25 protein-coding genes and 1 pseudogene are annotated in these 23790 nt (G+C 60.6%); 17 read left to right on the top strand and 9 right to left on the bottom strand.

Features of this window, described 5'->3' with window-relative positions; all coding sequences use genetic code 11:
- The 3 genes and pseudogenes from BJI47_RS17095 to BJI47_RS17085 all read left to right on the top strand — a co-directional run.
- A partial coding sequence (locus BJI47_RS17095) for an integrase core domain-containing protein (RefSeq protein WP_176224923.1) occupies positions 1 to 418 on the top strand: 418 nt, incomplete at its 5' end.
- A gap of 67 nt (positions 419 to 485) precedes the next feature.
- Positions 486 to 605, top strand: a pseudogene (locus BJI47_RS24755) (excalibur calcium-binding domain-containing protein); the annotation flags it as partial.
- 50 nt (positions 606 to 655) lie between these two features.
- Complete coding sequence (locus BJI47_RS17085) at positions 656 to 835, top strand: YegP family protein (RefSeq protein WP_088944821.1); 180 nt, start codon at positions 656 to 658, stop codon at positions 833 to 835.
- A 200-nt stretch (positions 836 to 1035) separates the two neighbouring features.
- Here BJI47_RS17085 and BJI47_RS17080 read toward each other — a convergent pair whose 3' ends face one another.
- The 3 genes from BJI47_RS17080 to BJI47_RS17070 form a co-directional block, all read right to left on the bottom strand.
- Positions 1036 to 1800: a hypothetical protein gene (locus tag BJI47_RS17080; RefSeq protein WP_088944820.1), complete on the bottom strand. Its 765-nt coding sequence runs from the start codon at positions 1798 to 1800 to the stop codon at positions 1036 to 1038.
- Positions 1800 to 2786 carry a hypothetical protein gene (locus tag BJI47_RS17075; protein WP_125458742.1) on the bottom strand — a complete coding sequence of 329 codons (987 nt, stop codon included), beginning with the start codon at positions 2784 to 2786 and terminating at the stop codon, positions 1800 to 1802. The genes BJI47_RS17080 and BJI47_RS17075 overlap by 1 nt, the downstream gene beginning before the upstream one ends.
- 279 nt (positions 2787 to 3065) lie before the next feature.
- Entirely contained in the window at positions 3066 to 3521 is a 456-nt protein-coding gene (locus BJI47_RS17070; protein WP_088944818.1) for a MarR family winged helix-turn-helix transcriptional regulator, read from the bottom strand.
- A gap of 356 nt (positions 3522 to 3877) precedes the next feature.
- On the opposite strand from BJI47_RS17070, the gene BJI47_RS17065 reads away from it, so the two are divergent.
- Positions 3878 to 4744 (top strand): alpha/beta fold hydrolase, encoded by an 867-nt coding sequence (locus BJI47_RS17065; protein ID WP_088944868.1) that lies wholly within the window; start codon positions 3878 to 3880, stop codon positions 4742 to 4744.
- Between the two features lie 342 nt (positions 4745 to 5086).
- On the opposite strand, the gene BJI47_RS24315 is transcribed toward BJI47_RS17065, so the two are convergent.
- Complete coding sequence (locus BJI47_RS24315) at positions 5087 to 5407, bottom strand: hypothetical protein (protein ID WP_217808555.1); 321 nt, start codon at positions 5405 to 5407, stop codon at positions 5087 to 5089.
- A gap of 31 nt (positions 5408 to 5438) precedes the next feature.
- On the opposite strand from BJI47_RS24315, the gene BJI47_RS17060 reads away from it, so the two are divergent.
- Positions 5439 to 6911 carry an ABC transporter substrate-binding protein gene (locus BJI47_RS17060; RefSeq protein ID WP_254900657.1) on the top strand — a complete coding sequence of 491 codons (1473 nt, stop codon included), beginning with the start codon at positions 5439 to 5441 and terminating at the stop codon, positions 6909 to 6911.
- Between the two features lie 111 nt (positions 6912 to 7022).
- On the opposite strand, the gene BJI47_RS17055 is transcribed toward BJI47_RS17060, so the two are convergent.
- From BJI47_RS17055 to BJI47_RS17045, 3 genes are read right to left on the bottom strand one after another with little or no spacing between them, the layout of a single operon-like run.
- Positions 7023 to 7997, bottom strand: coding sequence for a zinc-binding dehydrogenase (locus BJI47_RS17055; RefSeq protein ID WP_088944867.1), 975 nt, complete (start codon positions 7995 to 7997; stop codon positions 7023 to 7025).
- The gene (locus tag BJI47_RS17050) at positions 7994 to 8578 is read right to left on the bottom strand and encodes an NADPH-dependent FMN reductase (RefSeq protein WP_088944816.1); all 585 of its coding nucleotides are present in this window, start codon (positions 8576 to 8578) and stop codon (positions 7994 to 7996) included. Before BJI47_RS17050 ends, BJI47_RS17055 begins: the two co-directional genes overlap by 4 nt.
- Positions 8575 to 10023: a DHA2 family efflux MFS transporter permease subunit gene (locus BJI47_RS17045; protein WP_217808553.1), complete on the bottom strand. Its 1449-nt coding sequence runs from the start codon at positions 10021 to 10023 to the stop codon at positions 8575 to 8577. Before BJI47_RS17045 ends, BJI47_RS17050 begins: the two co-directional genes overlap by 4 nt.
- A 106-nt stretch (positions 10024 to 10129) precedes the next feature.
- Between BJI47_RS17045 and BJI47_RS17040 the strand changes: the two genes are divergently transcribed.
- Positions 10130 to 10609, top strand: coding sequence for a MarR family winged helix-turn-helix transcriptional regulator (locus BJI47_RS17040; RefSeq protein WP_088944865.1), 480 nt, complete (start codon positions 10130 to 10132; stop codon positions 10607 to 10609).
- A gap of 444 nt (positions 10610 to 11053) precedes the next feature.
- Here BJI47_RS17040 and BJI47_RS17035 read toward each other — a convergent pair whose 3' ends face one another.
- Complete coding sequence (locus BJI47_RS17035; RefSeq protein ID WP_254900652.1) at positions 11054 to 11938, bottom strand: helix-turn-helix transcriptional regulator; 885 nt, start codon at positions 11936 to 11938, stop codon at positions 11054 to 11056.
- A 120-nt stretch (positions 11939 to 12058) separates the two neighbouring features.
- Between BJI47_RS17035 and BJI47_RS17030 the strand changes: the two genes are divergently transcribed.
- From BJI47_RS17030 to BJI47_RS16980, 11 genes are all read left to right on the top strand, one after another.
- Positions 12059 to 13501 carry an MFS transporter gene (locus BJI47_RS17030; RefSeq protein ID WP_217808552.1) on the top strand — a complete coding sequence of 481 codons (1443 nt, stop codon included), beginning with the start codon at positions 12059 to 12061 and terminating at the stop codon, positions 13499 to 13501.
- Between the two features lie 119 nt (positions 13502 to 13620).
- Complete coding sequence (locus tag BJI47_RS17025; protein ID WP_088944814.1) at positions 13621 to 14637, top strand: AvrD family protein; 1017 nt, start codon at positions 13621 to 13623, stop codon at positions 14635 to 14637.
- Positions 14634 to 15650, top strand: coding sequence for a beta-ketoacyl-ACP synthase III (locus BJI47_RS17020; RefSeq protein WP_088944813.1), 1017 nt, complete (start codon positions 14634 to 14636; stop codon positions 15648 to 15650). Before BJI47_RS17025 ends, BJI47_RS17020 begins: the two co-directional genes overlap by 4 nt.
- 32 nt (positions 15651 to 15682) lie before the next feature.
- On the top strand, positions 15683 to 15943 hold the full coding sequence (locus tag BJI47_RS17015) for an acyl carrier protein (protein WP_088944812.1): 261 nt from the start codon (positions 15683 to 15685) through the stop codon (positions 15941 to 15943).
- Between the two features lie 11 nt (positions 15944 to 15954).
- On the top strand, positions 15955 to 16644 hold the full coding sequence (locus BJI47_RS17010; protein WP_176224922.1) for a histidine phosphatase family protein: 690 nt from the start codon (positions 15955 to 15957) through the stop codon (positions 16642 to 16644).
- A complete protein-coding gene (locus BJI47_RS17005) occupies positions 16641 to 16934 on the top strand; it encodes a putative quinol monooxygenase (protein WP_088944810.1) in 294 nt (97 codons plus the stop codon). Before BJI47_RS17010 ends, BJI47_RS17005 begins: the two co-directional genes overlap by 4 nt.
- On the top strand, positions 16931 to 18550 hold the full coding sequence (locus BJI47_RS17000) for an FAD-dependent monooxygenase (protein ID WP_176224921.1): 1620 nt from the start codon (positions 16931 to 16933) through the stop codon (positions 18548 to 18550). The genes BJI47_RS17005 and BJI47_RS17000 overlap by 4 nt, the downstream gene beginning before the upstream one ends.
- A gap of 42 nt (positions 18551 to 18592) precedes the next feature.
- Positions 18593 to 19135 (top strand): carboxymuconolactone decarboxylase family protein, encoded by a 543-nt coding sequence (locus tag BJI47_RS16995; RefSeq protein ID WP_088944808.1) that lies wholly within the window; start codon positions 18593 to 18595, stop codon positions 19133 to 19135.
- A 45-nt stretch (positions 19136 to 19180) separates the two neighbouring features.
- On the top strand, positions 19181 to 20161 hold the full coding sequence (locus BJI47_RS16990; protein WP_088944807.1) for an aldo/keto reductase: 981 nt from the start codon (positions 19181 to 19183) through the stop codon (positions 20159 to 20161).
- 70 nt (positions 20162 to 20231) lie between these two features.
- Entirely contained in the window at positions 20232 to 21194 is a 963-nt protein-coding gene (locus tag BJI47_RS16985) for an oxidoreductase (protein WP_088944863.1), read from the top strand.
- A gap of 51 nt (positions 21195 to 21245) precedes the next feature.
- The gene (locus BJI47_RS16980; protein WP_088944806.1) at positions 21246 to 22193 is read left to right on the top strand and encodes a 3-oxoacyl-[acyl-carrier-protein] synthase III C-terminal domain-containing protein; all 948 of its coding nucleotides are present in this window, start codon (positions 21246 to 21248) and stop codon (positions 22191 to 22193) included.
- Positions 22194 to 22331: 138 nt separating this feature from the next.
- Here BJI47_RS16980 and BJI47_RS16975 read toward each other — a convergent pair whose 3' ends face one another.
- The gene (locus tag BJI47_RS16975) at positions 22332 to 23576 is read right to left on the bottom strand and encodes an IS256 family transposase (protein ID WP_254900656.1); all 1245 of its coding nucleotides are present in this window, start codon (positions 23574 to 23576) and stop codon (positions 22332 to 22334) included.
- Between the last annotated feature and the right edge of the window lie 214 nt (positions 23577 to 23790).

The following is a 23790-nucleotide window of genomic DNA, read 5'->3' as shown; positions in this document are numbered from 1 at the left end:
ACTGTCGGTGCTCAACATCGTGGAGCGCTCGATCACCGCGCAGCGGCTGACCGAGGAGTTGGGTAAGGCGTTCACGCTGTGGGGAGGGCCGCCTCAAGTGCTGCGAATGGACAACGGACCGGAGTTCATTTCCTCTGTGCTGCAACAGTTCTGCCGGGACAGGATCGGTATCGCCTACATCCCGCCGGGGACACCATGGAACAACGGCCACATCGAATCTTTCAACAACCGACTACGAAAGGAATGCCTCAACCGCAATCACTGGACCAGCCTGCTCGAAGCGAGGGTCGTGATCGAGGACTTCCAGGACGACCACAATAATCGGCACCGGCACTCGTCGCTGGGTTACCTGACACCCGCTGAGTATGCTGCCCAATGCACCCACACGCACCAACCCGTGGGCTGCGAGATCGACTGACATCAATCACACCGTGGCTCTAGAACGCGGTGGTCCGACTATCGGGGACCTGCCACCTGCACCGAGGGTCTCGTACGCAAACTGTTCGGCGGTTGAGGCAGCCGGAGCAGCTCCTATCTATAAAGGCGACCCCGGATACAGCACCGATCTCGACCGCGATCGCGATGGCGTCGCCTGCGAGAAATAGAAAGTCTGCGAGACGTAGAAGCCGAACGACCGCACTCGAAGGAAAACATCTTGTCAGGAAAATTTGAAATTTACACCGATGCAGCCGGCAAGTATCGCTTCCGGCTCGAGGCCGGCAACGGTGAAATCATCGCCGCCGGTGAAGCCTACAATTCCAAGGCCACCGCTCAGAACGGCATCGAGCCCGTGAAAAAGAACGCGCCGACCGCGCCAGTAGTGGACCTGACCTGACCCCACACGTAGGCATGCAGGTCGTCGAGCTCACCGTCGCCAGTTACGGCCGCCAGGTCTGCGGGTGCGAGACTTCGCCCGCTGCTATGCCGCGGCAGTTCGACGTCCAATCAAGACTGCTTCACCCGGTCCATGGGCCTTGCGGACGGAGGGGCTGCGGACACTGTTGCGCTGGCCTGTGTCCGCGAACCGAGGTGGGTTCAGCGGGGTTGTGCAACATGGCTTTTGATCAGCGCCGCAAAACGCGACTGTAGAGTCGCCGGTCCGATTCCTGATAGTTGTTCTCTGGCAGCCAGATCGATGAGTTCGTGGAGGGCTGATGCTGCTGCGAGGCGTGTCCCTGTGGCCACTCGGTCTGTGTCGTTCATTCGCCAGGTGGTCACTGTTCGGCGGTATTCCTGCCTGATCTCCAGAAGTGAATGAAGATCTACCAAATCTTTGTCGGACCTGCGCTTCTTCCATGCCAACGCCTTCAGGATCAGAGCGGCCTCCAAGTCCGGGATGCATGCGTGGATCGATATGGATTCTCCACCTGTGGTTTCCGCGATGACGTTCACGTTCAGGGGCTTGCTGTGGAGTGCGAGGTAGAGTCCTGGCGCCGAGTCGAATCGCCGACCGCCCAACAGTTGTGACTTTTCTCCGGGCGCCACGAGCAGGTCGATGTCGAGTGTTTCGGTACCCACGGTTTTGCTGTAGCTGTTACCGCTGGTTGCCTCGTAACCGGCGGTGGTCAGTGCGTGGTGTAGGTGTCCGCTTCCTGCGAGAGCGATATCGATTCCGATATCGGCGTCTGCAGTGCTTCGTTCGGTAGCGCGGCCTGTTGGGTAGGCCAGAAGAAGCAGACGGACCATGTGCCCACCGATGATCCGATGCTCGACAGTAGCTGCGAGTCCACAGATGTCGGCGAGCGCTCGATACGCCCGATCGTCCGCGGCGGAAGTCGAGATCAAGTGGTAGGTCGTCATCAGGGATGGGACCGATCGATAATCGCTGCACGAAGTTTCGCGGCCGCTTCATCGACGTCGCTCCCATGCCCGTAGCGTGTGAGATCCCACAGTGCGATCAGGGGATCGACGTATCGATCGGAGCTGCCGTCCCTGACGGCCGTTGCCCAGATGGTGTGATCACGCGGAACGATGGCGGTGACCGTTGCGTCTTCGCGTTGCGCCGCGGGCACCAGGTCTGCTGCCGTCAGATCGAGCAGTTCACTCAGGTAGACGACACTCGAGGCGGGTTTCCTCCATGGCGCGTAATGGTCCGCTGCCCCGTCACCCGATACGAGGGCGCGGGCGTCCATCTCGTGGGCGTATCGAACAATGAGGTTGTCCTGTTCGACGGGATCCGAAAGGCCGTACCAGTAGGTTTCCACTCCCAGCGCTCCTGGGTACTCCTCGAGCCAGTTGTCGATGGCTGACGAGCGTCGAGAGCGAGGAATGATGAAACCCGACGGGTTCTTGGTCACCGACCCCTCGCGCAGAGGACGTTGTAGAGCGTACGAGACAGCTTGCTGGGTCAGACCAGCGTCCTGAGCAAGCTCTCCTTGACTACGTGGGACGCGTGCTAAGACCAGTGCCCGTTCGATCGCCCATCGCCCCACCGCGGCGCGCCCTAGCCTTCGCGCCCTGACCTGCGCGTTGACCGGACCGGCAGGTGCGGCGCTGTTGCCATCGAGCAAGACGCGTGGTGGGTTCAGAACGACGAGATTGAGCTTCAATTCGTGTGCGGCTGTGATCAGGATGTCGTCCTGGCTCACTGTTTCGACCACGAACAGGGTGGAGGCTGCTCGCTCGAACGTGTTGTGACGGGAATTTAGGATGTTCGAGCTGGTGGTGGGGCGCCAAGTCAGGTCGCGAACACGATGCTCAACGGGATCGATGATGGACACAACCTTCAGATCGCCGCCTTTGACAACCACTCCAGCCAAGCGCAGCACCCGAAGAGCTGCTGTCATCGCTTCTTCTGCTCGCACATCCACTCCCCTGCCGCGTATGATATTCGCTGATCAAAGCAATTTACACAAGGAATTGCGACCATGACCACTGTAGCTTGTTGGACACGGGACGTACCCATGCGATATGAGCAGTTCCACCCCGTAGATGTACTCCAACGCCAAGCCTTTCGGGCGCAGATAGGCGTGTGACCGGCGATGCCTCACGATGTGCAACACGTCGTGGTGCAACAAGTTGCCGATCCAGGAGACTTGCGACGGTAGTGTCCGCTGACTTTCTCTCTACTTCTGGAAGAGTTCCTTGGCTACCCGCTCGATTGCGATGATGCTGTTGAAATGTTCTTCACCGATCGCTTTCCGCAGATCGGCCTCTATGCCCGCAGCCAGCTGATCTGCCTCGTCGACGGTCTTTTCTCCAAGACGAGTCAGTCGTACCTCAACAAGCTTTTGATGCATGGGAGAAGCTTGGCGACTGATGAGACCTTTACCCTCGAGGGTGGACAGCATGGTCGCAATCGACTGTGGTGTGCCCAAACCTGTTCGCGACAGCTGCGCCGCCGAGCTCGGCTCGAGGTGTTTGATCGACAGAAGTGTGGAGTACTGCGGCACTGTGATGCCGAGCGGTTGAAGCGCCGCAGCCTTGGTGTCGATGAGTAGCCGCGTTATTCGTCGTACATGTGTGCCGATTCGGTCATCAAGAAACTCGGACAGGTGGCTAATGCCGCCGTTCTCCGCCACTGGCCCTCCTTTGTGGATGGATCCTCCCTCTTCGCAGCATACTGCTTCGCTTCAAGTCTCGTTTACCCGCACGGAGGCCAGTCCCGTCCTTGCTACCTCGGAGACCCCGCTCCGAGCGTGTCGATGAGAACCAGGTTGGCATCACACACTCCCACACTCATGATGACTACTGTTATATAAATGAGACGGTCCACATGACAGAATGCTGTTACCTTTGGTGTTAACTGTCCCTGTAGCACGAAGAAGCGGGTTCGGCGGAGTCGTTGGGTGATCAATCAATGTTCCGCGACATCGGGCGATCTCGGGTGCAGACGACATCCGATGACCTGAAACTGTTGCAGAAGAGGAGTTTTCAGATGGGTGGATCTACGTCCGGTGATCTCTACGAAAGCACCAAGGGAGAAGTTGTTACCGAAAAAGGGGTGTTGCGCTACCACGAGGCAGGCGAAGGCCCGCCGCTACTTCTCTTGCACGGCTCCGGCATCGGAGTGAGCGGGTGGCGTAACTACCGAGGAAACTTGGAAGTGTTTGCAGAGCACTTCCACTGTTACATCCTCGAGTTCCCCGGATTCGGCATCAGCGACCCTGTCGGCGGGCAACCCATGATGACAGCAGCGTCCTCTGTAGTTCGTTTCATGAAGGCCCTGAACATCGAATCGGCCGCAATTATCGGAAACTCCATGGGCGGTATTGTCGGCGCACATGTGGCCATGACACACCCGCATCTGGTAACAAAGCTCGTTACCATCGGCGGGGTAGGGCCAAATATCTTCAGCCAGAACCCAAGTGAGGGTACTCGACTGTTGCAAGAGTTCGCGGATGGTCCCAGCCGCGAGAAACTGGTCCGCTGGCTCAACTGCATGGTCTACGATCCCGCAGTAATTACCGAAGAGCGGATAGACGAACGCTGGGAAGCCTCCAGCGATCCGGCATCACACGAATCACTGTCCGCGATGTACGGCTCCAAAGCTATCGAAGAGCGGCAACACTCCAGCAGAAACTCAGATACGCCACCGTACTGGTCGATGCTGCACAAGGTGAAATGCCCGACGCTGCTCACCTGGGGCCGAGACGACCGACAATGTCCACCCGACATGCCGATGCTCCCGATGAGATACATTCCCAACGCCGAATTGCATATATTCCCGAACTGTGGACACTGGGTGATGATCGAAGCTCAGGAGGCATTCGAGCGCATCACGACAGAGTTCCTGCTCCGCTGATCAGCAACTGCGCTGCCGTACTCGGTGTTGCCGTTCACCCGAAGAAGTAGTCAGGCATCTGATGCTGCGGATCCGAGAGTCTCGACGGGCACCACAGTGCCGCCGCCGTCGGAGTCCAGCCAAATTACAACGGCATGACGGTCTTGAAAGAGGTGAGGTCTCTCGGCACCGGCATGCAAGGTCGATACGAACGCCTGTGCCGAGAGACTGTTATGCCGTTCTGAATTTGGCTGGGAAATCCAAGGAATGAACGTACACAACTTGATGCACAATCTCACTCCGGCAAAGCTCTTTCCGCGTGATCAGCGACGGCGACAACGTCTTGTAAGAACTGATCCGCGCTCATCCAAACCGGTGATGAATGCGCTCAACTAGCCGCACAAATTCCGATCCGCATCTGACGTAATTCGACGGATTGACATCTCCCGCTGCACCACCCTCGATTTGAGGGCTTTCTTCCGATTTTCGTCTTAGTGACCAACGGGCATTTTCACGCAAGTTACCAACATCGAGAATCACCATGGTCAATGTCGCATCTTCAAGAGGTAAGGAAGAGTAGTTGAACGGTAAAACGATATACGGTAGATCATTGGCGGCGATACTGGTTGCGAGCACACTCGCGCTCGCTGGTTGCGCCAACACCACAAGTGGCAGTTCGGGCACAGGAGGTAGCGAGGGACCCCCGAACTCGGGTTTGGTCAATGAGCAGGAAGAAAGCGGAAACCCCGTTGGCACAGAACAATTGAGCTTCAGCACGCAATCGCTGGCACCCGTCCTTGACCCGGCAAAAACTACCGCACGCGGTGAGAACGGCGGATCTGAGTTAGCTGCCGCGTACGACGTTTTGATACGCTATGACAGCGATACCAACGAATTTCAACCCCGATTGGCCGAGTCGCTGACACAGGAACCCGAAGGGCTGCGATGGACGTTGAAGTTGCGGCCCGGCGTGAGATTCAGTGACGGTACTCCACTCGACGCGGACGCTGTACTCCGCAGCTTCAATCGCTACACCGCGGCGAAGGGTGACGGAGCAGCGATCTGGGCGGACGCAGTCGAAACAACCATCGCAGTAGACCCTCAGACTGTGGAAATTAAACTGCGCAAACCGTGGACCACGTTCCCCTCGGTGCTCGCACTGGGCTACGGCATGATCGTCGCACCCAGTGCCGGCGAGGGTGAGACTTTCAAGCCGATCGGAGCAGGCCCTTTCGTTCTCGATCACTACTCCCCCAACGAAGAACGTGTGTTCACCGCCCGCGATGACTACTGGAACGGCAAACCCAACATTGCGCGCCTCCGGTTCATCGCGCTACCTAGCTCGCGACAGAATTTGGAAACGTTGGGGGCCAACGGCGTCGACATCGCGTTCTTACGCGGGTACTCTGCCGCGATTTACGACACTATCGACAAAGGCTTTCCCGGGTATTTCAACATTCTCAACAGCGGCAGCACACAATTGGTCAACAACCGCGATGGCAGGCCGGGCGCAGATGTGCGGGTGCGCAGGGCAATTGCGCTTGCCCTCGACCCGAAGGTCATCGATCAGAGAGGAGAGAACGGTGTCGGCTTACCGACCAAAGCACTCTTCGACGAGCGTTCGCAGTGGTCCACAGACATTCAAGGCCTGCCGTACGATCCTGACGCAGCACGGTCGCTTCTCGATGAAGCAAAAACCGACGGATATGACGGCACGTTGAACTACGTTGCGCTCGAGGACCCTCGCTCCAAATCGATCGGTCTCGCTGTTCAGTCGCTGCTCCAGGCCGTGGGATTCACCGTGAACATCGTCCCGGCAAACAACGCCGGAGACATCGTCAGGAAGGTATATGCCCAGCGCGACTACGATATGGCGCTCGGCGGAATTGGTCTCTACGACTCGATCCCGTTCGTGGGACTTCAGGGCACACTGGGAAGTACATCCTCCTCGAATTTCTCCGGCTACTCGAACCCGGAGATGGATGCACTTCTGGGGCACTTGCAGGCTGCCGAGAGCGATGATGCGTTCCGCCAGATTCTCGGGCAGATCCAGACCCTGTGGAACGAGACTGTCCCCAGCGTTCCGACAAGCGCTCTGATGATTTTCGTGGCTTGGCAGAAGGACGTGCATGGAGTGGTACCGACCGCTACCAACATCATGCTGTTGGATAAGGCGTGGCGCGGATAAAGGCTCTGAAACAGGCCTATCTATCTCAGGGGAAGTGATCGGCCCAGGGATTTCGGACCTTCTTCGTAATCTCGCGACGTCAGCCGAAATCGGACCGCCCGTCGGTGACGATCACGGGCCGGGGATGAGCAGGACTTTGCCTGTAGTTCTCCTGGCCTCGAGCTGGGCGTGTGCTGCGGCCGCCTCAACGAGCGGGTATGTCGTGGTCTCCGGCTGGAAGTGGCCCGAAGCGGCTGCCTGCAGGGCAGCGGCTTGAAGTCTGTGGTGTCCAGTCGGATCTGCGAATAGAGCCATCACGGGCGAGTCGAAGAGCGACTGGAACGTGACACCTGAGGGAGTAGCCACGGCTGTTAAGTCGCCCGTGTTCGCGGCCGCACCGAACGAAATGACCCGAGTCCCCTGCCGGAGGGTCGGATAGAGCTCCTCAGCGACCTTCCCGGCGACGCCATCGAGCACGACGGTGACTCGTGGTCCAACGTCGTTCGCCCACACTTCGGCGGTGTAGTCGACCGCCTCGTCGGCTCCCGCACGCAGGATGACTGTGCGCTTGGCTGATGTGCTGGCGGCACCGACGACGGTCGCCCCGACACGGTGTGCGTGTTGGACCAGCAGGGTGCCGATGCCACCAGCAGCCGCTGTGACCAAGACCGTGTCGGAGGCAGTGATCGCTGCAAGTTCGATGATGGCCAGGGCTGTGGCTCCGGTCGCCAGCATCGAGACCGCGCTCTCATTCGAGAGCTCGGCAGGCACGAGGTGCACGCTCGTGTGGTCAGCGAGGACGAACTCGGCGTAGCCGCCAGAGGCGAGAGGGCTGGCTGCGACTCGATGCCCGATCCATTCATTCGGGTCAAGATCAGGCCCAACAGCGTCGACGATGCCGGCCACTTCGTCACCCAGGGTGACCGGCAGCTCAGGCACCGGGTGCGGACCGACAGCGCGACCACGTCTGAACCATGTCTCGAGGAGATGCACGCCGGATGCGGCCACAGCGATCCGCACTTGCCCAGGTCCCGGCGTGGGATCTTCAACGAGCTGGACTTGGAGTTGCTCAGGGCCTCCGAACTCGCGGAGGACGACGGCCTTCATCGTCCGTCCCTCGTCTCGCGCAGGCTGCGCAGTGCTCGTGCCCAACCGGCTAGCTCGTTGAGCATCGTGTCGAATGCCTGCAGCTGCCGGCCCTCTGCGATGACTCCGCTGTCGTCGGTATCAACCCCAAGGGTCAAGGCAACCTGGCTGCGTACGTCCGCCAACTTCAGCTCTCCAGCGATCAGCCGTAGGTGTTCCGCGGCTCGCTGGCCACCCTGTACGCCGTAGCTGACGAACCCGCATGCCTTGTCGTTCCATTCTGCGAATAGGAAGTCGATCGCGTTCTTCAGAGCACCGGAGGTGGAGTGGTTGTACTCCGGGGTGACGAAGACGAAGCCATCGAAGCTGGCGATGGTCTTGGCCCACGCCATCGTGTGAGCATGTGAGTAACGGCCCATGATGGCCGGAATTGGCTCATCGAGGTGTGACAGCGCGTAGTCGGCGATGTCCACGAGCTCGAACGTGACGTCGAGTTCGTGTGCTCGGTTGGAGGCGCGCTGCAGGGCCCATCGACCGATGGCATCGGCCTTGCGTCCAGGGCGCGTGCTGCCGAGAACGATCGCGATTCGGAGAGAAGTCATGGAGTACTTTCTGTTGGGTGTGGTGCGATTCCGGCCGCGCCGTTGGCGGACCGGCTTTGCTCGGTGTGTAGGAGCCAGATGGAGGCGCTCAGGCTGAGCGCCGAGAACCCGGTGAGGGCAGCGAAGGAGAGCTGAAGCGCTGATGCGGTGCCAGAACTCATTGATCCGGCCACGGTGACAGCGAGGAGTGATCCGCCAATCGCTCCCCCTACCCGTTGAAGGACGTTGATCTGGGAGGTGGCGTCGGGCAGCTGTCGTTGAGAGACGGCTTCATAGGCCGCGACCGTCGGGGGCATGATCGCCAGCGCAAGCGCTATCCCACGAGCAAACAGCAGCACTTGGATCGTCAGCTCGTCGGTGTCTAGCGGCAGGAAGACGAACGGGGCAGTCGTCGCGATCGTTGCCAGGCCCCCTGCGACGCTGACGACACCGCTGCCGATCTTATCGATCATGGACCCGACGAAAGGCATTGTCAGTGCAGTCCCCACACTCAGACCGATCAGCAGCAGGCCTGTCTCGAGTGGCTCCTCCCCGCGCCCGACCTGGAAGTAGAGCGGCAACAACAGGAACGCGCCGAACATTGCAGCACCGTTGGCGAAGGTCGTGACGCTTGCCGCCGCGAACACCGGCAGGCGGAAGAGGCATAGATCCAGGATCGGGTCCGGGTGGCGCCGAGCGTGCCGAACAAACAGGGCAACAAGGATCCCGCCAACTGCAATCGGCATGAAGACGCCAGGCGCAAGGATCGAGCGTTGTTCGCCCCATGCGTTGAGGCCGTAGACCAGCGCCGGCACTCCTGCCGTCACCAGGAGGAGACCGACGCGGTCCAACCGCTCGCCGGAGTCGCGTGCGCCGCGTGGGATCAGACGCAACCCGAGGACAAGACCAACGAGCCCGATTGGGACATTGATAAGGAAGAGCCAGGGCCACGATCCGCGGTCGAGTAGAAGCCCCCCGAGGACAGGCCCGAGGGCAGGAGCAAGACCTACCGCGAGACCGAGCGTAGCCATCACCCGACCGAGCCTGCCTGGTCCGGCAGCCTGCCCCAGGATCGTCTGTCCGGCTGGAATGAGCAGACCCGCGGCGATGCCCTGGGCAACCCGCAGCGCGATCAGTGTCTCGACGTTGCCCGCCGCGGCGCAGGCTGCGGAGGTAAAGGTGAACGCCGCAAGGGCGGCGAGCCACATCCGTCCAACACCAACACGTCTGCCGAGCCAACCAGCTGCCGGAAGTGAGACACCGAGAGCGATGAGGTGCGCGCTGGAAACCCACTGCACCTGACCGAGCGTTGCACCGAGGTCACGAGCAATTGTGTCGAGGCCGACGTTGACGATCGTGGCGTCCAGACCGCTCATGAACGCGCCGAAGACGATCACGGCCGCCAGCTGCCACACCTTGCGGGATATCGGCTGCCGAGCGGCCTTCGGGCCGGGCTGAAATCTCACGGTCCTGCCTCAATGTCGCATTCTAGGAAATTTCGTTGGTGATCCAACGAAATAGACGCTAGCACGAGATTGTTGGGATGCCAACGAATCGCCTACGATGGACGGCATGCCCACTCGCCCCACCGCAGCAAGATCCGCACCGTGGCCCCCTATCGAGCCACCCGAGCGCGTGCGAAGGCTGCCAAGCTGGGTGCTCAACCACGTCGCGATGCGAGCGAACCGGGTCGTCGCGTCACGCCTGGAGCACAGTGGACGGCGGAGCGACTACGCCGTCCTCGCCTCGCTCGAAGAGAGCGGCCCTGCAAGCCAGGCCGATCTTGCGCGTCGCCTCGCGATCGATCGCGGCGACCTCGTCGGCATCCTGGACCGCCTCACCGAAGAGGGGCTCGCACACCGCGATCCCGACACGATGGACAAGCGTCGAAACGTGATCACAGTGACGGCTGCCGGCCGAGGCAAGTTGACCCAGCTCGACGCGGAGATCGAAGCTGCACAGGAGGATCTACTCGCGCCGCTCGATCCCTCCGAGCGCGAGCTGCTCATGGAATTGCTTGGGCGGCTGCTGTTCAACCCTGCCGCTGAGTAGTGCGTTGGTTCCGGCTTCCGACGCGAGCACAACGGTGACGGTCGATCGATTTCCGCCCGAAATCTGAGTCCACGACCGATTGTCCCGTCTATGCCCGGCGAGGCCGTGCGGGCGCGTCGACGGTGACGACGAAGCGGCGCCGTGACGTTCGTACATCGCGGTCACCTTGTCCGCCAGATGCCGCGCCACGGGATAGACCTGCATCGGCGGCGCCGGTAAAAGATCGGGCATCGACACGAACGGCGCCGGAGTGAGTGAGGTTCACCCCGAAAAGTGGAGAGTTATTACGCGGCCATGACGGCCGCGGTCAGTGACTGTTCGCAATCGGTGGAGCTGAGCATCCCGATCACGGAGTGCCTATGGAGAGTGTTGGAGAAGGTCATCCAGTTACCGCACCGTCAGGACATCCTGAGGTGGTACCGGCGATTACGGTTTGGGTGTCGGCTATCCCACCAGTCGCCGCCGAGCAGCAACCTCATCTTGAGGAATATCGGCCGCACCCAGTGATATGAGGGCTTGTTCTGTGTCCGACTCCGGTATCGCGTGGTAGATCTTCATGATGTTTCCGTCGCGAAGGTCTGCCGACTGGTACATCAGCTCCACGGTTCCTACGTGGGGATGATTGAGAGTCTTTGTTCCTTCTGTGCAGTTTTCGACATGCTGTCCATCCCACAATGCAGCGAAATCCGGGCTCGCCTCGATCAGCCTGTCGATGGTGGAGGCCAAGTGAGTGTCGTTACGGTGATCACCGGCGATGCAGCGGAAGTAGGAAACGTTGTAGAGACTCTCTTTCCCCCAGTCCCCGTAAAGTGCCTGCACAGCAGGGTCGAGAAAGTTCAATTCGATCATGTTCGGTCTGTCGTCTTGTGCAGGCGCATCAAAATTGAGGTGCGGCGCAATAAGATTGTGAAAAATCGTGTTCCACGCCAGGATGTCGCATCGATAGTTGAGAATCGCGGCAGCGACATTCCTGTGTGACTCGACCAACATTTTGGTCGCAGGACTGATCCGATTGTCGGTCGAGAGTCTTTGCGGAACAGCTTGATCGGGTGCTCTACCCACTTTGAGTAGGTAGGCCTCTTCGTCGTTGTTGAGGCCGAGTGCCCTCGATATTGAAAGCAGCACCGACATGGATGCATGCGAAGGCTGAGATTGTTCGAGGCGCGTGTAGTACGTCGGGCTCAAGCCTGCGAGAGCCGCTAGTTCCTCGCGACGTAATCCGGGCACCCGCCGCCGAGTGGATGTGGGTAGTCCGACTCGCTCCGGCGCGGTAAGCTCGCGCATGTGGCGTAGGTAACTCCCCAATGCCGTATCTGTTCGTCCATTCACGTGAACCCCCAAGTCAGGTGTACGGCCTAGGGGAAGGGTATCCCAGTTATGGATACTCACGCGAAAGATATCCACACCTGGGGTCTGGCTCGATCTCGGCTTCCCTCGCAGGCTTGGGTCATGACAACATCCACTTCCCCCACCGATCGGGCAGTCACGATGTCAGGTCGCCAAATTTCTGCGCTGATCGTGCTGTTGGCCTCTCAATTCATGATGGCCGCCGACTTCTCCGTCCTCAATGTCGCATTGCCTCGGGTGGGTGACGACCTCGGCTTCACCTCCGGTAACTTGCAGTGGATCACCACCACCTTCGCGTTGTGCGCGGCTGGGTGCACCCTGGTCTTCGGGCGGCTGGGAGACGTCATCGGGCGTCGTCGCATTTTCATCGGCGGCATGGTGCTGTTGTGCGTAGCGTCCGTCATCGGCGGGCTCGCTGAATCACCAAGCCTGCTGCTCCTCGCGCGAACATTGCAGGGATTGGCGACCGCAGCCGTCACTCCTGCCGCATTGGCGCTGCTCACCACTACGTTCTCCGATCCAGCACTGCGGACGCGTGCGCTCGGGCTCAACGGCGTCATGATGAGCTTGGGGTTCACCGTCGGGGCGGTACTCGGCGGAGTTCTGACCGACCTCCTCTCGTGGCGGTGGGCGTTTTTCATCAACATTCCGGTCGCTGTTGCGGCCATCGTCATCGTGCCCATCGTGGTGAACGAGAGCCGATCGGGTAGTAGCCAGAAATTGGACGTACCTGGCGCTGCGCTCATCACCGCTGGGTTGTTCGCGGTGATCTACGGCGTCACTACTGGTGCGGAATCGGGTTTCAGCGGTATCGCCTTGCTCGCGCTCGCCGCGGGCCTGGGCCTGCTCGGCGTGTTCAGCATCGTCGAAAGCAGATCCGCAGATGCGCTGGTTCCGGTTCAGATTTTGAAGAAGCGAACGGTCGCGGTGTCCAACGTCGCAGCACTGTTCATCTTCGGCGGTGAGACTGCGTTGATCTTCTTCACCGGGCTCTACGTACAGAACGTTCTAGGACTGTCTCCACTCGCCGCGGGACTGACACTCCTCGGCATCGGCCTGGGCCAGATAGTGGGGGGATTCATCGGCCCCCGAGTACTCACCAAAGTCGCACCGCGTACCGCGTTGGGTGCCAGTCTGGCACTTCAAGGCCTGCTCATGGCACCGATGGTATGGACGGGAACCGACTCCATCGCGCTCATCCCACTACTGGCCACCCAATTCGTCAACGGCATATTCTCCATGCTCGCCATGCTGTCGTTCATGGTCATCGCGACATCTTCAGTCACCGACGACCTGCAAGGAATGGCAACAGGCATGGCCACCCAGAGCCAGCAAGTCGGTATCGCCGTCGGTATCCCGTTGATGAGCGCAATCTTCACTGCCGTGGCCGGCGCCGACGCACTGGGCGTCGAACAACTCGACGGGATCCGCGTCGCTGTCGGGATCGACGCTGTATTGCTGGTCGTTGTCGGTGTCGCCGCATGGCTCGCCCTGAGAATTCGAGCGTCGTCGATCGGTACCGAACCCTCGCCCGCAACCGCGTGACCAGTGAACCACTGACATACACGGTGGTTCTCTATATCGACTCTGGCCAGTAATCATATGCAGCGCAGATCATTTCAGTGAGGCGCAACGGCGCGCCGCATCTCCCGAGAGGCATCCATATGTGCACCCATACGCTAGAACCGACCATCGAAGATCTACTCGGTCCCGCAGACACCAGATTTTTCGGCGACGGTTTCCGTAAAGTCGACTACACCCGGGGACCGCTCTCGATCCGCCACGATGCCAACGACGACGAGCACCGCACCACCGTCGACAGCGTGGTAGGAGTCCAGTATCCAGGCGATTGGTCTGTCAAGAAGCCGGCGTCGGGACTACGCCCGCACTTCAGCACTCTCGATGGTTTGATCCTCGGCGCGGAACTGGCCGAAGCCAGCCTGGCTTGTGCCGAGGAACCTTCCGAGCTCACCCGAGCGCGGATCCGCAAGATACAGATCAGCGCCGGCTCCGCTCCCCAGGAAAACCTCGATAACATTCCGGCTTCCGCTATTCGCCGGACCGCTCTCGTTCCCCGTGCGGGTGGATCCACCACATCATCGAGGGTCGACTGCAGGCTCGGCGGCATGCGCGTCCGATTCGATATCGACCACAAACCCACCGCTCCACCGAAGGGGTCGGCAACCCATGAGCACCCCGAGCAGGTGCTCGGCAGTGCCCGAGCCCGCTACTACGGTGACGGATTCAAAACACGTAGTCACAAGATCGTCGACGTCGCCATCGACGACGACGGCAGGCAGGCCGTCGCAACACTGTTCGTCGACGACAACGGCCACGCTCTCACTGCCGGCATCGGAGGGAGCAACGGGACAGAACTCACGCCCGTCGATGTGTTCGTCACTGCCTTGCAGACCGCGCAGGTACTGCTCTACGACCTCGACGAAATGAGGCGCGCCGACAGCAACACACTATGGATGCGCCGAACGACGATCACGGCCGCTGACTCCCCCGAACGAACCGACACCGGTGTAGCTGTATCGACACGGCTGGACAACTGCGAACTCCTCACCAAAAACGAAAAACTCTGGCGTACAGCGGATATCGTGGCCGTGGCCGCCGGGATCGAACTCACGTGTTCGGTCGCACATCAACTTCCCGACCACGTAGGCGGTCACCGATGACGACAGCGGCCGTACTCGCCGGCGTCGGCGCCACCGTCCCGCCGCGGGTAGTTACCAATCACGATCTCGCCGCCCGCCTCGACACCTCCGATGAGTGGATACGTCAACGCACCGGCATCGCCGAACGCCGCGTAGTCGACGGCGGTCTCTCGACTGGGGACCTTGCAACCGAAGCAGGGATGCGCGCGCTGAAGAATGCCGGCATTTCATCGGTCGACCAGTTGATCCTGGCTACCACCACACCGGACCGGCCGTGCCCGGCGACCGCGCCCACCGTCGCCAGCCGTATGGGGCTCGACACAATCCCCGCATTCGATATCTCTGCAGTGTGTTCCGGGTTTCTCTACGCACTACAGATGGGTACTGCATCGATTGCCGCGGGCCATGCTGCTTCGGTTCTGGTGATCGGAGCGGAATCGTTCAGTACCATTCTCGACCCGCACGACCGAACCACCGCAGCGATCTTCGGAGACGGAGCAGGGGCGATGGTCCTACGCCGCGGATCCCCGGACGAAGATGGAGCGTTCTTGGCTTTCGACGCCGGCAGCGACGGGGGGCTCGCGGACCTGATCACAGTGCGCTCCGGGGGTGCTGAACAGCGTTCTCGCACAACGCAGCCCGACCCTCACGATGCGTTCTTCCGGATGGAGGGAAAGCAGGTCTACATCAATGCTGTCCGCCGCATGACGGAGTCCTCGCGCGCGGTCACAGCGAAGGCCGGTTGGGCGATCTCCGACATCGACCGATTCGTCGGGCACCAAGCCAACAAGCGAATCATTCATACTGTCGCCGAGCAACTCGACGTCGACCTGACCCGTGCGGTACTCAACATCGAGAACGTCGGAAACACAGCAGCAGCCTCCATCCCACTTGCGCTCGTCGACAGCGCGTCCCGCAACGAAATGCGTCCCGGCGATCGAACAGTCCTCACTGCCTTCGGCGGCGGAGCTACCTGGGCATCAGTGGCCATGACCTGGCCCGAAATCGATACACCCACGTCACCGATGACGTAGCCATCCCGCACGCTTCGACAGAAAGTAACCCCATGACCGAAAGTACAGCAGTCCACGTCGACGAAATACAGAACCACATCGTCGACCAACTCGTCACCAAATATCAAGTGGCAGAATCCGATGCTGTCCCCAGTGCAGTCCTCGACGACCTGGACATCGACTCGATGACACTGATGGAAATAGCCCTGGCAATAGAGAAACGGTTCTCCCTCAGCGTCCCCGACGGTGTCTTGGAACCGGCGCAAACCATCGATGCTGCTGCTCGAGCGGTGTTGACACACGGCCAACAATGAGGCTGGTCCTCATGCGGCACGCAGAGACAGCGCTGAACGCGGCGAACAAATTTCAGTCCCGACTCGACCCTCCGTTGGACGAACGTGGTCGTCGTGCAGCGCTCGCCGCGACCCTCGAACTGCCGGCGCAGGCATGGGGGGCGGTGTACGCGTCCCCCATGGTGAGAAGTTGCCATACCGCTCAAATCGTAGGACAGAGCCAACGACATCCCACCACCTTGACGGAGCTGATCGAACGTGACCTGGGCGTGCTCGACGGACTCGACAAGGCCGGCTACGCGCGTCTGGACCCAGAAGGGATGAACCGGCTACTCGGCGACGCCAACTACGCGCCCGCAGGAGGCGAAACCCGCACTGCGGTCCGATGGCGGTTGGCCAGTGCCATCGTGCAGATCCATCGCGAACACAACGCAACCAGCAAACCGGTACTTGCGGTCACCCACGGCGGTGTACTGCGTGAACTGCTGGCATCGGCGCCCTCTGTATCGAACGATCTCATCGGTACCTGCGGCGCCGTATCCGTACATGTCGCCCTGTCAGGGGGACGAGATCTGTCGCTGCGGCTCGAGAACATCGGATCCACCGTCGCGGACTGTCACCGCACCTGGACCAGTACAGGAACCGAAACGATCCTCCCGCGGCCGGAGATGACACTCGTCCCCGGCACGGTCGCCGATCAACCGAAAGGACTCCTCCCATGAGCATCCACATCATCGTCGACTTCGTCGCCGCACCCGGCGAAAAACAGACAGTTGTCGACGCCTTCACCGACCTCGTTCTCGCTACCCGCGCGGAACCGGGATGCCTGATCTTCGATCTCTACACCACGGCCGCTGATGACAACGGGATGATTCTCATCGAGGAATGGGACGACCAGAACGCAATCGACCACCACATGACCTTGGGTCATACAGTCAAGTTCCTTCAGGCCGTCGAAGATCGGTTCTCGACGCCCGCAGTTGCGCGCAGACTCGAACCGGTGCCGGCGTGAGCGCCACGCAGACGCTGCCAACGGCGCCCACCGATGCCATTGCGGGCCGTCCGTCGGTTCTCGTTGTCGGTGCAGGGCCCGTCGGTTTGGCCCTGGCCTGTGAACTGATCATCGGTGGCGCCGAGGTCACCGTCATATCCAAGGACCGCCGCGTCGGGCCGCACTCACGCGCGACGATCCTCTGGCCACGGATTCTCGAGCTGTTGGACCGCATCGGCGTCGCCGAGACGCTTGTGGCACACGGTCACTATTTCGACCAGATGAACTACTACTCCGAAAAGAAGCGGATCGGCCTCATCCGGTTCGATCGTCTCCCGGCAGTGGGTTATCCGTTTGCAATCACCATTCCCCAATGGAAGACCGAGTCCATCCTCGAATCGCATCTGACGGCACTCGGGGGAACCGTGCTGTACGGCCGCGAGCTCGTCGACGGCGCGCAAACGGCCAACATGGTCACCGCGCGTATCAGCCACGACGGACACACCAGCGCCGAGCGCTTCGACTGGGTCGTCGGGTCCGACGGATACGCCAGCTCTGTCCGCGCACGGTTCGGATTCGACTTCGCGGGCCACGCCTTGGAGACCAAGCTGGCCATCACCGACGCCGAACTCATCGGTGAGCACACCACCAGTGAAGCCGCCTACTACCTCACCCGGCACGGCAACATGGTTCTCGCACCTTTGGGTGACGGAATATTCCGTGTCGGCGCAAGTGTTCCTGCGGGCACGAGCGGACCCGTACCGGACCGGGAGTTCTTCGAAACGCTTCTGAAACAGCGTGTTCCAGGGCGCAAGAGGCTCGGACAGATGAACTTCAGCGGTGTCTTCACCGCCAACATCAGGACCGCCAGCACGTTCCGCCGGGGACGAGTATTCCTCGCGGGGGACGCAGCCCACGCAATGAGTCCCTCCGGAGCACAGGGACTCAACACCGGCCTTCAAGACGCGGTCAACCTCGGATGGAAGCTCGCCGGGGTAGCCCGCGGAGACTATCCACCAGAACTCCTCGACAGCTACGACACCGAACGCCGCCCAGCGGTCGCTGCCGTTTCGGGGCTCTCCACTCAGTTGGCACACATCAGTCTGTACTCATCGCGTCCGAAAATAGCTATTCGCGACACCCTGTATCGGCTCGGTTCCGCCACAGGCACTCTCGAATCGATGTTGGCGCCGAAGCTAGCTCAGATCGACACGCACTACGGCCGGCGCCCACGCAGCAAATCTGCACTGATCCGCGGGCAACGACTACCACTCGGGTGGCGCCACACACCCACCGCGCCGGTCCTGGCCGTCGATCGCCACACAATTCTGCTGTGGCCCGGCCACAGCTACCACCATGCAGAGTGGTGCGCACTGACCGAGGCCGTACGCGCTGCACGACCCGACACCACGGTGCACGACCTCGGCGGCAACCCGGCCGGCGGTCTGACCCCGTACCTGACCGAGGCGCCACACGTGATCGTCGCCAGACCCGACGGACACGTCGAAGACACATTCGCCCTTCCAGCGGACGCAACCGCCGCCGTCACTGCAATCTGCGCCGCTCTTTACCCGCCTCTCTCGACCAAACGCAACACCCTCCCGGGCACAGCCACATCCCTCAGTGCCACCGCTTGATCGCTTCATAACCAACTCCACGACTCGAACGAAAGGCCCACCATGACAACGCGTGTAACCCTCTCCGATCCCGCCACCATGACCACCGACGAAGCTGCCGTCTACGAACGCTTCCAATCCAACCTCACCCGCGCTCTCCTACTCACCGCAGGATCGGCTGCGCCCCACCTTGCGCTGGGTGCATCGTTCACCGTCGGCGCTCTCGACATCGTCGACCGCGAAGTGATCGTTCTACGTGTGGCCCACCTACTCGATAGCGACTTCGAAAAAATGTTGCACTACCCCCTCGCCCGAGGTGCAGGGCTGACCGACACCGACATCAGCGACATAGAGACAGCTGCACTCGATCGCCTCGAACCAAGACGCGCCGCGATCGTCGACTACGTCACCGACTGCACCGTCGACCACAAAGCATCAGACCGCACTTTCTGGAAGCTCAGAGAGTTCCTGTCCGAACGCGAAATCGCGGACGCCACCCATCTGGCCGGGCACTGCGCAATGACCGCGATGTACCTGGCAAGTCTCGATATCCCGCTCGACACCACAGATACATCATGGGGCCGGTTGACCGAACTGCAGTCCTGATCCGTTCAGGTTCGGACTAGTGATTCAGGCGAAAGGACAACATCGATGCACTATCGAAGATTGGGAACTTCAGGGCTCAACGTCTCACGAATCGCGTTGGGCTGCATGAGCTACGGCGATCCACTACAAGGAAGTCACCCCTGGACCCTGCCAGCGGAACAGAGCGAGAAGTTCATCGCGCAAGCTCTCGATCTCGGCATCAACTTCTTCGATACCGCCAACATCTACTCCCTGGGATCGAGCGAGCACATTCTCGGAGCAGCGTTGAAGAAGATGACTTCGCGTGAGGAGGTGGTCATTGCAACCAAAGTGTACGAATCGATGACCGGACAGCCACTGTCCGGAGGTCTCTCCCGCCGAGCCATCCACCAGGAAATCGATGCAAGTCTGCGCCGCCTCGGCACCGACTACATCGATCTCTACATCGTGCACCGTTGGGACTACACCACACCCATCGAAGAAACGATGCGAGCTCTCGACGACATCGTGCGAGCCGGAAAAGTCCGCTACATCGGCGCCTCATCGATGCACACATGGCAATTCGTCAAAGCCCAGTACACCGCCGACATCGGCGGTTGGACCCGGTTCATCAGCATGCAAAACCACTACAACCTCATCAACCGCGAGGAAGAGCGCGAGATGCTGTCCTACTGCGCCGACGAAGGAATCGGCGTCACACCTTGGAGCCCTCTCGCGCGAGGACGCCTCACCCGCGACTGGGACGAGACGTCCGCACGTACCGCCAGCGACCCCATTCAGAAGTGGTTGTACGGAGCCTCCGAGATCGCGGACCGTCTGGTCGCGAAAACCGTCCACGCCATAGCTGCCGAACGCTCCCTCCCGGCAGCGCAGATCGCACTTTCCTGGCTGCTGCACCAACCCACGGTCACAGCTCCCATCGTTGGTGCCACCTCCCCTCATCACCTCGACGACGCGGTCGCAGCCCTCGACATCGAGCTGACCGACAACGACCGCCGCCGGCTCGAAGCGCCCTATATTCCTCACGCCGTCATCGAATACACATGACTTGCGTGCTCCCCGCACCCCATCGACTGCTATCGCATCAGATCTCGACCCGAAAGGACCTGAAAAAGCCGTGACCATCGACCAACACCCCATCGAGTCATCATTCAACTTCCACAGCACCGCCGCGGACGTTGTCGCCGACGCCGAACTGACAGGCAAAACAGCGGTCGTGACAGGCGGATACTCCGGCCTGGGACTCGAGATCACGCGCGCTCTGGCCACCTCCGGCGCCACCGTCATCATTCCCGCACGACGCCCCGACGCCGCACGAGCAGCGACCGCTGATCTGCCAAGAATCGAGGTCGGGACAATGGACCTTGCCGACTTGGCAAGTGTGCGAGCATTTGCCGACACCGTAACCTCCGGCAGTCGACCGATCGACATCGTCATCGGCAATGCCGGCGTCATGGCCTCCCCCGAACTTCGCTTGGGACAACGGTGGGAGTCTCAATTCGCAATCAACCACCTAGGACACTTCGCCCTCGCCAACGAATTGATGCCCGCACTGATCGCGGCGGACGGAGCGCGCTTGATCTCGGTGTCCTCAGCAGGCCACCACAACTCACCTATCCGATGGGACGATCCTCAATTCGACCAGGGATACGACAAATGGCTGGCCTACGGACAATCCAAAACAGCGAACGCGCTGTTCGCACTGCACCTCGACCGTATCGGTGCACCGTACGGTGTCCGAGCCTTCTCGCTGCACCCAGGCAAAATACTGACACCGCTGCAACGCCACCTGACGACCGACGAAATGATCGACTTCGGTTGGATCCACGCCGACGGAACCGGGGCCGACCCGGGCTTCAAAACACCCCAGCAAGGAGCGGCAACTGCAACATGGGCAGCCACGTCAAAACAGTTGAACGACCTCGGAGGACTGTACTGCGAGGACTGCAACGTCGCCGAGGTTGCCACCGAGCCACTCGACGAGCCCACCGGAGTACGGGACTACGCCTGCGACAGCGACCAAGCCGCCCGCCTATGGGCACTGTCAGCGGATCTGACCGAGGTCGCCGTACAGATTTGACACTCGTCTCATCGAACGTTCAGGGCCCACCCGACACTCAGAAAGGCCATCATGGGAATCGTCGATTTCACCGTCGAACTACCCAACTCGAAAGTCGCCATCGAGGAGTTCCTGACCCACCCAGACATGACCCGTGACAAAGTCGCCAAAGTCATTCGCTCCGGACAGCTATCCGTTCTCGGAGAGGAGCAGAGCCCTTGGGGTCTAGGCAGCGATGCAGCAATAAAACTGTTGCAACGGAACAACATCGACCCATCCGACATCGGTACGGTCATCTATGCAGGATCGGCGGACTGGGGTGTTCCGTTCTGGTCCCCGGCCGCAAAAATCGCCGCTGAACTGTCCATACCCAACGCTATCTGCTACGAAATATCGAACTTCTGCAATGCCGGCTTCTTGGCCCTCACCATTGCAGACAAGCAGACGCGATCGACAGGTCGGCCCGCCCTGGTGGTCATCGCCGACCGGCTCAGCCAGCTGGTCGACCGATCCGGCGACCTCATCGAACTGTTCAACTTCGCCGACGCAGCCGCGGCCGTGCTCGTCTCGGACACCGATTGTCGATACCAAATTATTGGATCGGCAATGCGTACCGACCCCACGTGGGTCGACTCGTATTACGGCAGCGCCGAGGGTGACCAAATTACGATCAAACGCGGACCCAAGGCCGACGGCCTGGCTGAGGCATTCACACAGAACTTCACCGAACTCACGGCAGCCGCACTGACACAAGCTGGTCATACAGTCGCTGACGTCGCGTACTTCCTGGTCACACACGGCAACATAGACCTGCACATCGACTACCTCGAAGCTCTCGGGGTCGAGCACAACCGCACGGTCTTCAACTACGACTCCGACGGACACCTCGGCGGTGCAGATCCACTGCTCGCACTGGAGGGCCTCGAGATGGACAACGCACTCCAATCAGGTGAACTGATCGTTGTTGCGACCGCAGGTTCAGGCTTCAGCTGGGGCGTCACGGTCTTGAAGACTTCATAACAGCCCCCGCACGATGACGAACACCCTGCCGAGGGTCTGGCAACGCAGACCCTCGTCCCCACCACCCAGCAAAGGGTCGGGCGGCGAGAGCGCCGAAAGGGAGTGTCAGATTAACGGTGGATCCGACCTCGGTGTCGGTTAGTTACCGTTCGGGGTGATGCGTCCTTCGAAGGTGATCGCGAACGCGTTGAGCGCTGGCTTCCACCTCATCGCCCATCGTGCCTTACCTTTCCCGGTGGGGTCCAGCGCACGCGTGGCCAGATACAAACACTTGAGTGCTGCCTGCTCCGTGGGGAAGTGCCCACGCGCCCGCACAGCACGCCGGTAGCGAGCGTTGACGGACTCGATCGCATTGGTCGAGCAGATCACCCGCCTGATCTCGACGTCGTAGTCCAGGAACGGAACGAACTCGCTCCACGCGTTGTCCCACATCCTGATGATCGCCGGGTACTGCTGACCCCATTTCGTCGTGAATTCGGTGAATCGTTCCTTCGCCGCAGACTCCGACGGAGCGGTATAGACCGGCCGTAGGTCACGAGCCATCTCGTCCCAATACTTCCGTGATGCGAACCGAAAGGTGTTGCGTATCAAACGAATAATGCATGTCTGCACCACCGCCAACTCCCATACGGTGTTGATCGCATCCGGCAATCCCTTGAGTCCGTCGCACACCACGATGCAGACATCGGCGACACCTCGGTTCTTGATCTCGGTGAGCACCGAGAGCCAGAATTTTGCGCCTTCACCGCCATCGCCGGCCCAGATCCCGAGGATGTCGCGTTCACCGTTGACGGTGACACCGATCGCGACATACATCGGCCGGTTCGTGACCTGACCGTCCCGCACTTTCACGTGCACAGCATCGATGAACATCACCGGATACACGCGCTCGAGTGGCCGGTTCTGCCAGTCGGTCATCTCCCCGACAACCTTGTCGGTGATGCGCGAGATGGTGTCCTTCGATACCTTCGCGCCATAGATGTCCTGGAAGTGCGCGGACACCTCACCAGTCGTCAAACCCTTTGCCGTCAAGGACAATACGATCTCGTCGATGCCCGTCAGGCGGCGTTGGCGTTTCTTGACGATTTGCGGTGCGAACGAGGAATCGAGGTCGCGGGGTACCTCGATTTCCACCGGTCCGATCTCGGTCAGCACTGTCTTGGATCGGGTGCCGTTTCGGGAGTTGCCGCTGCCGCGGCCGGCGGCATCGTCTTTCTCGTAGCCGAGGTGCTCGGTCATCTCCGCATCCAACGCCGTTTCCAGGACGTTCTTGGTGAGCTGATTCAACAACCCGTTCGGGCCCATCAACTCGATACCCTGCTCCTTCGCCTGAGCCAGGAGCTGTTCGGCCAACTGCTTCTGATCCACCTCGGTCGCTGCCATGGGATCCAGTGTTTCGGTCATTGTCGATCCTTCCCGCCAAGCTCAGCTCGGCGTGTCGAACCAAGGACCGGATCCACCGTTATTCAGACAGTCCCCGCCAAAACGACAGTTACCGCACCGTCAAGATGTCTTGACGTTGTATTTGTGATGTCTGTATCGAAACTCGACTAACAAGGCACTTCTGACATTCTTCGCGAGCCTCCAACGGTCAAGG

The sequence above is a fragment of the Rhodococcus sp. 1168 genome, from assembly GCF_002091955.1.
Lineage (GTDB): Bacteria > Actinomycetota > Actinomycetes > Mycobacteriales > Mycobacteriaceae > Rhodococcoides.
This window is presented reverse-complemented; position numbering and strand designations above follow the sequence as displayed.